The organism is Sinomicrobium halophytocola (genome assembly GCF_052983395.1).
In genome coordinates, this window is the sequence record NZ_JBRKIT010000031.1 from 80694 (window position 1) to 94297 (window position 13604).

Below are 13604 nucleotides of genomic sequence, written 5' to 3' on the forward strand. Positions count from 1 at the left end.
TTTGCAGGCGAATCATTCATTCTAAAATTACAATATACTTATGCTCTTTTTACAGGAAGAAATACAGCTTAAGCCGAGGAAAAGAGGATTCCACCTGGTTACACAGGAGATACTGAATGCTGTTCCCCAAATACGGGATATACAGATAGGACAATTGCAGGTTTTTATAAAACATACTTCTGCGGGCCTGACCATTAACGAAAATGCAGACCCTTCTGTACGGAAAGATTTTGAGCGTTTTATGAACGCTGCAGTGCCGGAAAACGAGCCTTATTATGTACACACCCAGGAAGGGCCGGACGATATGCCTGCCCACATCAAAGCATCGCTCATGGGAAGCTCAGTCCAGGTACCTATCAGTGCCGGGAGGCCGAACCTCGGTACATGGCAGGGGATTTACCTTTGTGAACACCGTAACTACGGGGGGAGTCGGAGTATTGTAATAACCGCTTTCGGGGTGTGACGAAGGCTATTATCGCCCGGATACTGCCATTTTTTTTGCTTCCAGGAGTTTTTCCAGGATGTGTTCCACGCCGTTGTTGTCATTGCTGAGCGTTTTGTACCGGGCGGCGTTCAGTACATTCGGATGTGCGTTTTCCATGGCATAGCTGAAATATGCCTGTTCCATCATTTCCAGGTCGTTGTTGTAGTCGCCGAAAACCAGTGTTTCCTCTTTGGTTACGTTGAGTTTTTCCTGAAGAAGTTTCAGTGCGTGACCTTTATTGGCATCCGGACTGGAAATGTCGAGCCAGTATTCGCCGGATACTTTTACCTGCAGGGTTTCCTCAAGGTGACGGACGTGGGGATATATATTTTTTTCAGAACCTCCGAAGCTGTAGATGGCTATTTTAAGGAATTCGTCGCCCTTAATGTCGTTGAGGTCCGGTACTTTGGTGTATTCGTGATAATATTCGCGGAACATATCGTGAAAAGCGATGTTGTTCGTTTCAATGTAGGCCTGGTCCCTTCCGCAGATGACAATGTAGGCATCTTCCAGGGGCCGGACGAGTGAAACGGTATTTTTTACTACCGATACGGGAAGCGGGGTTACCAGGAGTTCTTCGTCCCTTTGTTTTGCTATGGCGCCGTTTTCCGCGATAATGGTGATATCATCCTTTATAGGAAGAAGTTTGTCTGCGATACTGTGATATTGGCGCCCGCTGGCAGCGACAAAATGTATATGGTGTTGTTTGAGTTCTTCGAAGAGTTCGAAAAACCTGTCACTTACACGGCTTTCCGAGTTCAGTAGTGTGCCATCCATATCGGTGGCTATTAGTTTTACTTCTGATAAATTCATTATAGCATTTTTAAGCCCCAAAGGTAAGGATAATAGGTGTTATGATTGTTAAATGCCTGTTATTTCCGGTAATGAGAAATATAGGCAGAACACTGGATCAGAAATTAAAGGTATGGGGGAAGGTCAATGTTTGGTTTGCCGCAGATACACTAATGTTTTAGCTTTTATACCCATCCACTACGATTCCAGAACTCCCGATTCCGGAATCCATAAAAACTGTCTTTAAAACGGAGGAGGAGAGGAATAACCGACAATAAAAAAATCCGGCCATTTGGCCGGATTTCAATAAGCGAAATATGTTAATAAACGTTTATTTTACTTTGTCTACAACTGCCTTGAAAGCTTCCGGGTGGTTCATGGCCAGGTCGGCTAAAACCTTACGGTTTAGTTCGATGTCATTGGCTTTAACTTTACCCATAAACTGAGAGTAAGACAATCCGTGTAATCTGGCACCTGCATTGATACGGGTGATCCACAAAGCACGGAAACTCCTCTTTTTGTTTCTGCGGTCTCTGTACGAGTACAGCATTGCTTTTTCAACTGCATTTTTGGCAACGGTCCAAACGTTTTTACGTCTTCCGTAGTAGCCTCTTGCCTGCTTCATTATTTTTTTTCTGCGGGCTCTTGATGCTACTGAATTTACTGATCTTGGCATAATTTTTTGTTTTTTGTAGCAGGCGTCCGTCAACCGGCACTTTTAAAATAGCTGTCCTATTAAATCTGAAATCTAATATCTCCAATCTATTTTGCCTTACTCCAGGGTTATACAATAATACGAACCGTAAAGAACAATTATTTTAATCGCAATTGTTCTTTAATGCTGTTAACATCATTTTCGTGTACCAGGGTACTGTGTGTTAACGCGAGCTTACGCTTTTTGCTTTTCTTTGTCAGAATGTGGCTTTTAAAAGCGTGCTTTCTTTTAATTTTTCCGGAGCCTGTAAGCTTAAAACGCTTTTTGGCACTGGATTTGGTTTTCATCTTAGGCATAATTCCTAAATTATTTTGATTATTTCGCTTATTTCTTACTTTTCTTCGGAGCGATAAACATGGTCATTCGTTTACCTTCCAGTTTAGGCATTTGTTCTACCTTTCCGTACTCTTCCAGGTCCTGCGCCAGGCGGAGAAGCAAAATCTCTCCCTGGTCCTTATACACGATAGAACGTCCTTTAAAGAAAACGTATGCCTTTAGTTTGGCGCCGTCTTTCAGGAATTTTTCTCCGTGTTTCTTTTTGAACTCGTAGTCGTGTTCGTCGGTTTGGGGGCCAAAACGAATTTCCTTAACTATTATCTTGGTAGCTTTTGCCTTTAAAGCCTTTTCGCGTTTTTTCTGTTCGTAAAGGAATTTTTTATAATCCGTGATCTTACAAACAGGGGGGGCAGCTTTAGGTGAAATTTCAACCAGATCCAGTCCAAGCTCTTCGGCTTTGGCCAGGGCCTCTTTGGTTGGGTATATGCCTACTTCCACATTATCTCCTACCAGGCGAACTTCCGGTACACGGATATCCCTGTTGGTACGGTGCGGATTTTTGTCCTCTCTTTGGTTCGGACGGTTTCTGTTGAATCTTCTTTTAATTGCTATGGCCTACAGATTTTTAATTAAACTTCGTTTTAAAATTGTTTTAAAGTTCGGTTTATTTCGTTTTCTACTATTTTGGCGAATGCATCCACCGTGATGGTCCCTATGTCACCTTCACCGTGCTTTCTAACCGAGATGGTGCCTTCTTTTTCTTCGTTTTCACCAACAATGAGCATATAAGGGATTTTTTTCATTTCAGCTTCCCTTATCTTCTTGCCGATGGTCTCATTTCGGTGATCTACCAGGGCGCGAATTTCGTAATTTTCTAATACATTTAAAACTTTTTCGGCATATTTTTCATATTTCTCACTGATAGAGAGTATGATAGCCTGTTCGGGCATCAGCCATAGCGGGAAATTCCCCGCGGTATGCTCTAAAAGTATGGCCACAAAGCGTTCTATACTGCCGAAAGGGGCCCTGTGGATCATTACCGGGCGGTGCAATTCGTTATCGCTGCCTTTATAGGAAAGATCAAAGCGTTCCGGCAGGTTGTAATCTACCTGTATAGTGCCTAATTGCCAGCTTCTTCCAAGGGCGTCTTTTACCATAAAATCCAGCTTGGGGCCATAAAAAGCGGCTTCTCCTGTTTCTATAACAAAATTAAGCCCTTTTTCTTTTGCTGCGTTTAGAATGGCATTTTCCGCCTTCTCCCAGTTTTCGTTAGTACCTATGTATTTTTCCGGAGCTTCCGGATCGCGAAGCGACACCTGGGCAGTGAAATTCTCAAAACCTAGAGAACCGAAAACATAAAGTACCAGGTCAATGACACTCTTGAATTCGTCATCGAGCTGATCGGGTGTACAGAAAATATGCGCATCGTCCTGGGTAAAACCTCTTACCCTGGTGAGCCCGTGTAATTCGCCGCTTTGTTCGTACCGATATACCGTTCCGAACTCCGCATATCTTTTCGGGAGTTCTTTATAACTCCATGGCCTTGCATTATATATTTCGCAGTGATGCGGACAGTTCATAGGTTTCAGCAAAAATTCTTCACCTTCATGAGGAGTGTGAATAGGCTGAAAACTGTCTTCCCCGTATTTGGCATAGTGCCCGGAAGTTATATACAGTTCTTTTTGTCCGATATGCGGAGATACCACCTGCTCATATCCGGCTTTTTTCTGTGCCTTTTTGAGGAAATTTTCCAGGCGTTCACGTAAAGCGGCACCTTTGGGTAACCATAATGGCAATCCCTGTCCGACCTTCTGCGAAAAGGTGAACAGTTCCAGTTCTTTTCCGAGTTTTCTGTGATCTCTTTTTTTGGCTTCTTCCAGAAGGTGAAGATATTCCGTCAGGTCTTTTTGCTTCGGGAAAGAGATACCGTAGATCCTGGTGAGCTGTTTGTTATTTTCGTTCCCTCTCCAGTATGCACCGGCGATGTTGAGCAGTTTTACAGCCTTGATAATTCCGGTATTCGGAATATGCCCGCCACGGCAGAGATCGGAAAATGTGGAGTGGTCACAAAAAGTAATGGTGCCGTCCTCCAGATTTTCGATGAGCTCTACTTTATACTCATTATCTTGTTTTTTATAATAGTCCAGCGCTTCGGTTTTGGTGATCGAACGCATTTTATAATCGTATTTTCCCCTTGCGATTTCCAGCATTTTCTTTTCGATGTCAGAGAAATCCTTGTCAGAGATGGTTTTGTCCCCGAGGTCTACATCATAGTAAAAGCCATTATCTATTGCAGGACCTATGGTGAGTTTTACTCCGGGATAAAGCTCTTCCAGGGCCTGTGCCAGTACGTGTGCGGTGGAGTGCCAGAAAGCTTTTTTACCTGCATCATCATTCCAGGTATACAATACGAGATTACCATTTGTGGTCAGGGGGGTTGCCGTTTCCACTGTTGTACCGTTAAAACTTGCAGAAATAACGTTGCGCGCCAAACCTTCGCTGATGCTTCTGGCAACGTCCATAGGAGTGGAGTTTTCAGGAAACTCCTTTACAGATCCGTCGGGTAAGGTAATCTCAATCATTAATTTTTAGTTTTAAGGTGCAAAGATAAGGGGAAGTAAGCACGCGTGCAATATAAGCATGTGTTTAAAATAATCGCCCGAAAGTGAAGGTGAAAGCATGGAGAAGTATCTTTAATTGCTATGTTATCAGTAGCTTATAAAAGTGCCATTGGCTCTGGTAGTTTCTAGCTCTCATCTCTCAGGTGTATTATTTTTCCTTCCCGCAAGGTAAAAACGGATTTCCCGTTCAATTTTACGATGTCACCTTTCTTCAATCCGTTAGGCAAATCACGGGCCGGGATTCCTGTGTAGGAGATGCTTACGGTGGGGTGATTACCTTCGGTGTGAAAACTGTTAATGACCTGTTCCCTTTTATTGAAAATCCGGGCGGCTTTCCTTGCCTGTTCTTCGAATTCGGAGTTTGACGGTTACGAAACGGGAAAATGTTTCCCGGGGTCCTTTTTGATGAGGAATACAAGGCCGCAAAAAGTGAGGAACCCGTTCAGTATGAGTATAATGAACCCGAATTCAAATCCGAACCACACCTGCATGCGATCTGCAATTACATAAGATAGAATAGGGGAGAGGATGGCCACGACAGGGACCAGTTCATCCCGTACTCGCCACCTGGTAAAAAGTCCGAAACTGTACAGGCCGAGTAGCGGGCCGTATGTATATCCTGCAAATACAAAGAGTTTGGCAATAACGCTTTCGTTCTTTATAATGTATTTGAATGTTATGATCACCAGTATCAGTACCAGGGAGGTAAGAATATGCACCCTTTTACGGATACGGACCTGTTTTTTCTCATCATATCTTTTCTCTATATCCAGGATATCCACACTAAAAGAAGTGGTCAGCGATGTCAGGGCGCTGTCCGCACTGCTGTAAGCGGCGGCAATGAGGCCTATGAGGAAGAAAACAAACACTCCCGTACCCAGATAGTTTTTGGCAAGCACCGGAAACAGATCGTCTTTGTGGGCATCGATACCGTTTTGTTGTGCATAGACAGTAAGGAGAAGACCAAGAGAGAGAAAGAAAAAGTTTACTACGGTGAGAACTATGGTAAACCAGAACATGTTTTTCTGGGCGTCTTTCAGGCTTTTACAGGTAAGGTTTTTCTGCATCATATCCTGGTCGAGCCCGGTCATTACCACGGCAATGAAAGCCCCGGAGAAAAACTGTTTCCAGAAATAATCGGCGCTTTTGAAGTCGTCAAAAAAGAACATTCTGGAAAACTCACTCTGCGATAAATACCTGATGACCCCTATGTCGCCTATGGCGAGGTCCTGGTAAACGGAATACGTGGCCACCCCTACGGCAATAAGCATAAACAGGGTTTGCAGCGTATCTGTCCAGACAATGGTTTTTATGCCCGATTTAAAGGTGTACAGCCATATGAGAGCAATGGTCAGGGTAACCGTTACCCAGAAAGGGATGCCCATTTCGTTAAAAAGGATTACCTGCAGTACATTGGCGATCAGGAATAAGCGGAAACTGGCGCCTACGACCCGCGATATAAGAAAAAAAGAAGCTCCCGTTTTATAACTGTTATTACCAAAACGCTCGCCGAGGTAGGCGTATATGGAGGTGAGGTTTAACCGGTAATAGAGAGGAAGGAGGACTGTTCCTATGATCAGGTACCCGAGGATATACCCGAAAACCACCTGCATATAACTGAATTGAGATGCCTCTACCCATCCCGGTACGGAAATAAAAGTAACCCCGCTCAATGAAGCCCCTATCATTCCGAACGCTACCACATACCAGGGCGATTGTCGTTTTGCCTTGAAAAAAGTTTCATTGTTGTCACCACCTTTCCCGGTAAGATAAGATATGAGAATAAGTAGTCCGAAGTAGGCTGCAATGATGAGGAGTATATATGTCGGTTGCATAAAAGAAATCGAATTTTTTCCGGTGACGAAAGTACGAAAAAGAATGGTTTCGGAAGTCCGGAGGTTTTGGAGTTGATGAGTTCGGAGTTGCTCCGGGTGGAGAGCAGGTAATTGTAATTGACAGGATATTTTTTAAAAGGGATCAGGGGGCAGGTCCTTGTGGTATCCGGATAGAAACTAACAACCGGAAATATCCGTGACATCAAAAAACAATCGGCATCCAATCCTGTTAATTCTACCCTGAATTTCGTATTTTTGCGGGTATGGAATTCTCCTCTAAACTATTGGAAAATGCGGTACGGGAAATGTCGCAGCTTCCCGGTATAGGTAAGCGTACGGCCTTGCGGCTTGTATTGCATTTGTTACGGCAACCTGCAGAACAGACAGAAAGGCTGGCCTTAGCCCTTCACAGCCTGAGAAACGAGGTGAAGTATTGCAGGAACTGTCATAATATTTCGGATACGGACCTTTGTGAGCTATGTGCTAGCCCTAAACGGGACGAATCCCTGGTTTGTGTGGTTGAAGATATCCGCGATGTCATGGCTATAGAGAATACCAGCCAGTACAAGGGGCTGTATCATGTTTTGGGAGGAAAAATATCTCCTTTGGACGGAGTGGGACCGAATAATCTAAACATTTCCACGTTAATAAATAAGGTGAAAGAAGGAAAGGTCAGGGAGGTGATATTTGCCTTGAGTTCTACAATGGAAGGAGATACCACTAATTTTTATATCTATAAGCAGATAGAACCCTATGACGTAATGACTTCTACGATCGCCAGGGGTATAGCCGTCGGCGATGAATTGGAATACGCGGATGAGATTACCCTGGGACGCAGTATATTGCACCGCATTCCGTTTGAGAATTCCTTGAAGGGATAAACCGGGAAAGAATGTGAGGGGAATCAGGGATTGAAAGAAAATAAAACAGTTTATTTTCAGTAAAAAACGGTTTTTTTGATTAATTTCGCAACCGAAAAACGATAAGGCATCTTTAAAATATAAATATGGCAAAATTTGAACTTAAATTGCCCAAAATGGGAGAAAGTGTTGCGGAAGCAACGATAACATCATGGCTCAAAGAAGTCGGGGATACCATTGAAATGGATGAGGCAGTTTTAGAGATCGCTACGGATAAAGTGGATTCCGAAGTGCCCAGTGAAGTAGAAGGGGTGCTTTTGGAAAAACGTTTTGACGTGGATGATGTGGTTCAGGTGGGAGAGGTCATTGCCATAATAGAAACAGAAGGAGAAGGCGGTATTACTGAAAAAGAAGAAGTTAAGGAAGAGTTTGCGGAAGTTGCCGTAGCAGAAGTGGAAAAGACTTTCGAAGCCGCTAAAGAAACGGCAGCGCCTGCAATAGCCGAACCGGCGGATTTTTCCGCTTCCGAAAGATTTTATTCTCCCCTGGTTAAAAACATAGCAAAAGAAGAGGGTATATCCCTGGAGGAACTGGAGAGGGTTTCCGGCACCGGGAAAGATGGCAGGGTGACCAAAAATGATATTCTGGGCTACCTGGAAAACCGCAGTACGCAGGAACAAACTGCAGAGAAGGTTGTTCCGGTAACCGGAAATTCGGGGAAAACCAAACCCGTACAGGCAGCGCCACAGGTTGCCATAAGCAGCGGGGAAGATGAGATCATAGAAATGGACCGTATGCGCAAACTGATCTCACACCATATGATGCAAAGCGTACAGACATCCGCTCATGTACAGAGTTTTGTAGAGGTAGATGTTACCAATATTGTAAGCTGGCGTAATAAGAAGAAAAATGAGTTTGAAAAACGGGAAGGAGAAAAACTGACCTTCACGCCTATTTTTATGGAAGCGGTTGCCAGGGCCCTTCGCGATTTCCCGATGATGAATATTTCTGTGGAGGGAGATAAAATCATTAAAAAGAAAAATATAAACCTGGGAATGGCGGCAGCCCTGCCCAGTGGTAATCTCATAGTGCCTGTTATCCGCAATGCCGATCAGCTGAATCTCGTAGGGCTGGCCAGAAAGGTAAATGACCTGGCGGGGAGAGCAAGGCAAAACAAACTGAAACCGGACGAAGTACAGGACGGCACCTATACCGTAACCAATGTGGGGACTTTCGGAAGTATTATGGGAACTCCCATAATCAACCAACCCCAGGTAGGTATACTGGCCCTCGGCGCCATCCGGAAAGTACCCGCGGTAATAGAAACTCCCGAAGGTGATTTTATAGGGATACGGCACAGGATGTTCCTGTCGCACAGCTATGATCACAGGGTGGTGGACGGTGCCCTGGGAGGGATGTTTGTAAAGCGGGTGGCCGACTATCTGGAAACCTGGGATTTAGAAAGGACAATATAAATTACAGAGACATACATCCGTACGTTCCTGTTGTAATTAATTACAGAGATGAATTTTAGTATATGACAAAAATTGAATTTGGATAATTTCTCTCCCGAAAGCTTTCGGGATTGTTGCCCCAACTCTAAAGCCTGCCTGCCGGCAAAGGCGGGGGAGCATCCCGATACATATCGGGACGAGGAAAATCAGGCTCCCTTTAGGGTCGGGGTTAAACTGATTTTCCGATCAAATTGTGTAAAACCGATTTTTGTCATGTACTAAGGAGATGATATTAAAAAACCCCGGCATTGTTCGGGGTTTTCTTTTGCAATCAGTATATTTACCGTAATTTAAAGACTCGAAATTTTTATAATGGAACTTAAACTTACCAGACCTATTTGTTTTTTTGACCTGGAGACTACCGGGACCGAAGTGGCCAAAGACCGGATTGTGGAAATATCTGTACTAAAGGTATATCCTAACGGCAATAAGGAGAGCAGAACCTGGTTGGTGAACCCGGAGATGCCCATACCGGAACACTCAACGGCAATTCACGGTATTACTGACGAAAAAGTAGCAGACGAACCCACATTCAAACAATTGTCCCGGGAGATATATAATATGATCAAAGACAGTGATCTGGCCGGGTATAATTCCAATCGTTTCGATATCCCCCTTCTGGCGGAAGAAATGTTGCGTGCCGAAGTGGATTTTGATATGAAAAACCGCCTGGCAGTGGATGTACAGACGATCTTCCATACAATGGAAAAACGCACCCTGGAAGCAGCATATAAATTTTACTGCGATAAAAACCTGGATAATGCGCACTCTGCCGAAGCGGACACCACGGCTACTTACGAGGTATTGAAATCACAGCTCGACCGGTATGAAGAATTGCAGAACGACATAAAATTCCTTTCTGAATTCACTACCCGGAAACAGACTGCCGATTTTGCCGGTTATATTACTTATAACGAAGAAGGTGTGGAAGTCTTTTCTTTCGGCAAACATAAAGGAAGGCTTGTAGAAGAAATTCTGGAAAAAGAACCGGGATATTTTGGCTGGCTTTTGAATGCCGATTTTCCACTCTATACCAAAAAGGTGCTTACCGGCATAAAATTGCGAAAACTAAATAATAAACTTCTGTAAATACGCAGTGAAACACTTTCTGTATACCTTATTGCTCTTTTCATGCGGGATACTGGCCCAGGAAAAGGCCGTTACGGGAAGTGTGCTGAATGAAGATACCGGCGAACCGGTTCCCTTTGCGCATCTTATCCTGGTAGGAAAAACATCCGGAACATCCACGGATGAAAACGGTAATTTTCACTGGATTCCGGAAGAAAGTGACGGAGATATCACGGTACGCTTTAGCTGTGTGGGGTATAAATCCAGAATGTTGCCTTTGTCCGTATTATCCGGGGCAAGGGTTTATCTGGAACCGGATGTCGAAGCATTGAAGGAAGTGGAAGTTTATCTCGTAAAAGGGACCAATCACAAAAACATAAACGGTTTTTCCGGTAAAAGATCCATTGGCCTGGGAAATTTCAGTGGAGGGGCATATCCTTCTGCCGTAGCCAAATATTACGGGAAACCACGTAATTTTGCGGAGAATTGCTTTCTGGAGAGTGTAGAAATACGGTTTTATCCTGCCCGGGAGCAGAACAATATTGCAGCGGTGTTCCGTCTCCGGATACTGGAGGCCACTCCCGAAGGTAAACCGGGTAAGGACCTGTTGCTGGATAATCTTATTGTAAGAAGAAAACCGCTGAATTCAAAAGTGGAGGTCGGATTGTTGCCCTATTACATCCGTATTCCGGACAATGGCTTTTTTGTAGCGGTGGAACATCTCTTTATAAAGGAAAATGCCTATAAAGAGACCAGGACGTTAAGGGTTAATGATACCCTGATATACGATAACGTATCCGTGGTGAAGTACGCGCCGGTCTTTAAAGGGGTGTTGGAACGTGATAATGAAAATTTTCAATCGTATTACCGCAGTACCGAAGGATGGAAAAAAATGAACCGGCTGGATACCTCCAACCCTGTTTTTGGCAACAGGATACCGGTTCCCGCATTTAAGCTGAAGATAACAAATTAAAGATACGGGGTGTGTAACCCGGAAAACGGTAAAAACAAATGAAACCGACATGATTAAAATAAGCTTTAAGGCACAAATACGCATAATTGTTTTAATCTTCGAATCTTCCCGACGGTCAGATGGAGGTTCCGCCCCTCAATGCTTCGGGACAGGTAGTGACCATTGAAAAAACAATAAAAACACATGAAAATAATCTGTATAGGTAGGAATTATACCGATCACATTGAGGAGCTGGCCAACGAACGCCCGGCCGACCCCGTAATATTTATGAAGCCCGATACCGCCCTGTTGCGGGAAAAGAACTTTTATATTCCCGATTTCAGTGAAGATGTACACTATGAGACAGAGTTGCTTGTAAAAATAAACAAAGTAGGAAAACATATCGATGTCAGGTTTGCCCATAAGTATTACGACGAAATAGGACTGGGGATCGATTTTACGGCGAGAGATGTGCAGAGCAGGCTTAAAGAAAAAGGATTGCCCTGGGAAAAGGCAAAGGCTTTTGACGGGTCGGCAGTGGTTGGGGACTGGATATCCAAAAAAGAGTATCCGGATATCAACAATATCCGTTTTCGACTGGAAAAGAACGGGGAAGTTGTACAGGACGGGAATACAAAGCTTATGCTTTGGAAAGTAGACGAGCTTATAGCCTGTATCTCGGAATATTTTACGCTGAAAAAAGGGGATATTATTTTTACCGGTACCCCGGCAGGAGTTGGTAAAATAAACCCTGGCGATACCCTTGAAGGTTTCCTGGAAAACAGGAGTTCGTTTGCCCTGAACGTAAAATAAAATTGCTCCGTTTTAGAAAAAGTGCTATTATATTAAAAAGGAAGAATATGCCATACAGTTTGAAAAAATTGGAAGAACTATCCGATGGGGACAGGGATTTTATAGCTTCGGTTGTATCTGTATTTATAGAAGAAACACCTTCGGACATGGAGGAATTGGAACGAGCCGTACAAGAAGAAGATTTTGATGCCATCTACCGGCATGCGCATAAGATAAAACCCAATGCGGATCTGCTTGGTATGGAAGAGACCACCTCATTAATCCGCACCCTGGAAACACAAGCCAAAGAACATGCGGATATTTCCGGCATAAAAGAGATGTACACGGAGGTGAAAGAGCAGGTTGAGGAAGTTATAAGGGAATTAAAAACGGATTTTGCACTTTAATGCAGGCAGAGATTATTACTATCGGTGATGAGATCCTCATCGGGCAGATCGTGGATACCAATGCTGCTTATATCGCAGCGGAACTCAATAAAACAGGGATTTCGGTTTACCAGGTTACGTCCACCCAGGACAACAGGGAACATATATTGAAAACACTGGAAGAAGCCCGCCACCGTACCAATATCATCATTATTACCGGTGGATTGGGCCCTACCAAAGACGATGTGACCAAGCATACGCTTTGTGAGTTCTTCGGAGACATTCTTGTTCAGGACAAAAAAGTGCTTGCCCATATTGAAGAGCTGTTTGCTAAGTATATAAACACGCCGATATCGGACCTGAACCGGAGCCAGGCCATGGTGCCCTCCGGGGCCGAAGTGCTTATGAATAGGTACGGTACGGCTCCCGGAATGTGGTTTGAAAAGGAAGGAGTGGTGTATATCTCGCTTCCCGGCGTACCTTATGAAATGGAGGCGCTGATGCAGGGAGAGGTGCTTCCGAGGCTAAGGAAAAACTACGATCGCCCTTATATTTTGCACCGTACCATTATTACTTACGGTATGGGAGAAAGTGATATAGCTAATATTATAGCCGATTGGGAAAATCTCCTGCCTCCCTTTATAAGGCTCGCTTATTTGCCGCAAATAGGAAAAGTACGTCTCAGGCTTACTGCCAAGGGAGCCAATAAAGAGTTCATAGAATCGGCAGTTAATGAGAAGGTACGTGAACTCTACGCGCTTATCGGTGATATTATATACGATGTGGAAAGTGACGAGCCTTTGGAAATACTGCTTGGAAAACTGCTTGCGGATAAAAAAAAGACACTGGCTACTGCAGAGAGCTTTACCGGGGGAATGATATCGGGACAGATGACCTCGGTTCCGGGGGCGTCGGTTTATTTTCGTGGAGGAGTAGTGAGTTATGCAACGGAAACAAAAGTGGATGTACTCGGTGTGTCACAGGAACTTATAGATAAACACAGCGTGGTGAGTGCTGAGGTTGCCGAAGCTATGGCTGCGGGAGCGCAAAAATTGCTCAAAGCGGACTTCGCCGTGTCTACTACGGGAAATGCCGGGCCGACAAAGGGAGATTCCGATGCGGAAATAGGTATCGTATACATAGGAATAGCTACTCCTAAAGGTGTTTATTCCCACAAATTCGATTTTGGAAATCACCGGGAAAAGGTGGTGAATAAGGCAGTGAACAAGACGTTGGAAATACTTTGGAAAGAAATTTTAAAAAATTAACTCAGGCATTTGTCTGTCAGCGAAAAAATTCGTTAATTTGC

Annotated in this window: 14 protein-coding genes; 8 read left to right on the forward strand and 6 right to left on the reverse strand. The window is 44.1% G+C overall.

The window, feature by feature from the left end; genetic code table 11:
* Nucleotides 1-40: 40 nt before the first annotated feature.
* The gene (locus tag ACVBDY_RS12890) at nucleotides 41-463 is read left to right on the forward strand and encodes a secondary thiamine-phosphate synthase enzyme YjbQ (protein ID WP_447175878.1); all 423 of its coding nucleotides are present in this window, start codon (nucleotides 41-43) and stop codon (nucleotides 461-463) included.
* Between the two features lie 9 nt (nucleotides 464-472).
* Here ACVBDY_RS12890 and ACVBDY_RS12895 read toward each other — a convergent pair whose 3' ends face one another.
* The 6 genes from ACVBDY_RS12895 to ACVBDY_RS12920 form a co-directional block, all read right to left on the reverse strand.
* Entirely contained in the window at nucleotides 473-1297 is an 825-nt protein-coding gene (locus ACVBDY_RS12895; protein ID WP_447175879.1) for an HAD family hydrolase, read from the reverse strand.
* A 310-nt stretch (nucleotides 1298-1607) separates the two neighbouring features.
* A complete protein-coding gene (gene rplT / locus ACVBDY_RS12900; RefSeq protein WP_447175880.1) occupies nucleotides 1608-1952 on the reverse strand; it encodes a 50S ribosomal protein L20 in 345 nt (114 codons plus the stop codon).
* 137 nt (nucleotides 1953-2089) lie between these two features.
* Nucleotides 2090-2287: a 50S ribosomal protein L35 gene (gene rpmI, locus ACVBDY_RS12905; protein WP_447175881.1), complete on the reverse strand. Its 198-nt coding sequence runs from the start codon at nucleotides 2285-2287 to the stop codon at nucleotides 2090-2092.
* A gap of 28 nt (nucleotides 2288-2315) precedes the next feature.
* On the reverse strand, nucleotides 2316-2873 hold the full coding sequence (gene infC / locus ACVBDY_RS12910; protein ID WP_447175913.1) for a translation initiation factor IF-3: 558 nt from the start codon (nucleotides 2871-2873) through the stop codon (nucleotides 2316-2318).
* Between the two features lie 35 nt (nucleotides 2874-2908).
* Nucleotides 2909-4849 (reverse strand): threonine--tRNA ligase, encoded by a 1941-nt coding sequence (thrS, locus tag ACVBDY_RS12915; protein WP_447175882.1) that lies wholly within the window; start codon nucleotides 4847-4849, stop codon nucleotides 2909-2911.
* Nucleotides 4850-5256: 407 nt separating this feature from the next.
* Entirely contained in the window at nucleotides 5257-6723 is a 1467-nt protein-coding gene (locus ACVBDY_RS12920) for a sodium:solute symporter (protein WP_447175883.1), read from the reverse strand.
* Between the two features lie 263 nt (nucleotides 6724-6986).
* Between ACVBDY_RS12920 and recR the strand changes: the two genes are divergently transcribed.
* From recR to ACVBDY_RS12955, 7 genes are all read left to right on the forward strand, one after another.
* Entirely contained in the window at nucleotides 6987-7604 is a 618-nt protein-coding gene (gene recR / locus ACVBDY_RS12925) for a recombination mediator RecR (RefSeq protein WP_447175884.1), read from the forward strand.
* A 125-nt stretch (nucleotides 7605-7729) separates the two neighbouring features.
* A complete protein-coding gene (locus ACVBDY_RS12930; RefSeq protein ID WP_447175885.1) occupies nucleotides 7730-9058 on the forward strand; it encodes a dihydrolipoamide acetyltransferase family protein in 1329 nt (442 codons plus the stop codon).
* A 351-nt stretch (nucleotides 9059-9409) separates the two neighbouring features.
* Nucleotides 9410-10186, forward strand: a complete 777-nt coding sequence (locus tag ACVBDY_RS12935; protein WP_447175886.1) for an exonuclease domain-containing protein — start codon at nucleotides 9410-9412, stop codon at nucleotides 10184-10186.
* A 7-nt stretch (nucleotides 10187-10193) separates the two neighbouring features.
* Complete coding sequence (locus ACVBDY_RS12940) at nucleotides 10194-11138, forward strand: carboxypeptidase-like regulatory domain-containing protein (protein ID WP_447175887.1); 945 nt, start codon at nucleotides 10194-10196, stop codon at nucleotides 11136-11138.
* A 183-nt stretch (nucleotides 11139-11321) separates the two neighbouring features.
* Entirely contained in the window at nucleotides 11322-11930 is a 609-nt protein-coding gene (locus ACVBDY_RS12945; protein WP_447175888.1) for a fumarylacetoacetate hydrolase family protein, read from the forward strand.
* A 47-nt stretch (nucleotides 11931-11977) separates the two neighbouring features.
* Nucleotides 11978-12316 carry an Hpt domain-containing protein gene (locus tag ACVBDY_RS12950; protein ID WP_447175889.1) on the forward strand — a complete coding sequence of 113 codons (339 nt, stop codon included), beginning with the start codon at nucleotides 11978-11980 and terminating at the stop codon, nucleotides 12314-12316.
* Nucleotides 12316-13563, forward strand: a complete 1248-nt coding sequence (locus tag ACVBDY_RS12955; RefSeq protein WP_447175890.1) for a competence/damage-inducible protein A — start codon at nucleotides 12316-12318, stop codon at nucleotides 13561-13563. The genes ACVBDY_RS12950 and ACVBDY_RS12955 overlap by 1 nt, the downstream gene beginning before the upstream one ends.
* Nucleotides 13564-13604: the final 41 nt, after the last annotated feature.

What these genes read in the sequence shown, in the direction of transcription:
- ACVBDY_RS12945 (WP_447175888.1), top strand. Translation starts at nt 11,322, where the DNA reads ATGAAAATAATCTGTATAGGTAGGAATTATACCGATCACATTGAGGAG.
- thrS (WP_447175882.1), bottom strand. Translation starts at nt 4,849, where the DNA reads ATGATTGAGATTACCTTACCCGACGGATCTGTAAAGGAGTTTCCTGAA.
- ACVBDY_RS12895 (WP_447175879.1), bottom strand. Translation starts at nt 1,297, where the DNA reads ATGAATTTATCAGAAGTAAAACTAATAGCCACCGATATGGATGGCACA.
- ACVBDY_RS12930 (WP_447175885.1), top strand. Translation starts at nt 7,730, where the DNA reads ATGGCAAAATTTGAACTTAAATTGCCCAAAATGGGAGAAAGTGTTGCG.
- ACVBDY_RS12950 (WP_447175889.1), top strand. Translation starts at nt 11,978, where the DNA reads ATGCCATACAGTTTGAAAAAATTGGAAGAACTATCCGATGGGGACAGG.
- ACVBDY_RS12955 (WP_447175890.1), top strand. Translation starts at nt 12,316, where the DNA reads ATGCAGGCAGAGATTATTACTATCGGTGATGAGATCCTCATCGGGCAG.
- ACVBDY_RS12920 (WP_447175883.1), bottom strand. Translation starts at nt 6,723, where the DNA reads ATGCAACCGACATATATACTCCTCATCATTGCAGCCTACTTCGGACTA.
- rplT (WP_447175880.1), bottom strand. Translation starts at nt 1,952, where the DNA reads ATGCCAAGATCAGTAAATTCAGTAGCATCAAGAGCCCGCAGAAAAAAA.
- recR (WP_447175884.1), top strand. Translation starts at nt 6,987, where the DNA reads ATGGAATTCTCCTCTAAACTATTGGAAAATGCGGTACGGGAAATGTCG.
- ACVBDY_RS12890 (WP_447175878.1), top strand. Translation starts at nt 41, where the DNA reads ATGCTCTTTTTACAGGAAGAAATACAGCTTAAGCCGAGGAAAAGAGGA.
- ACVBDY_RS12935 (WP_447175886.1), top strand. Translation starts at nt 9,410, where the DNA reads ATGGAACTTAAACTTACCAGACCTATTTGTTTTTTTGACCTGGAGACT.
- rpmI (WP_447175881.1), bottom strand. Translation starts at nt 2,287, where the DNA reads ATGCCTAAGATGAAAACCAAATCCAGTGCCAAAAAGCGTTTTAAGCTT.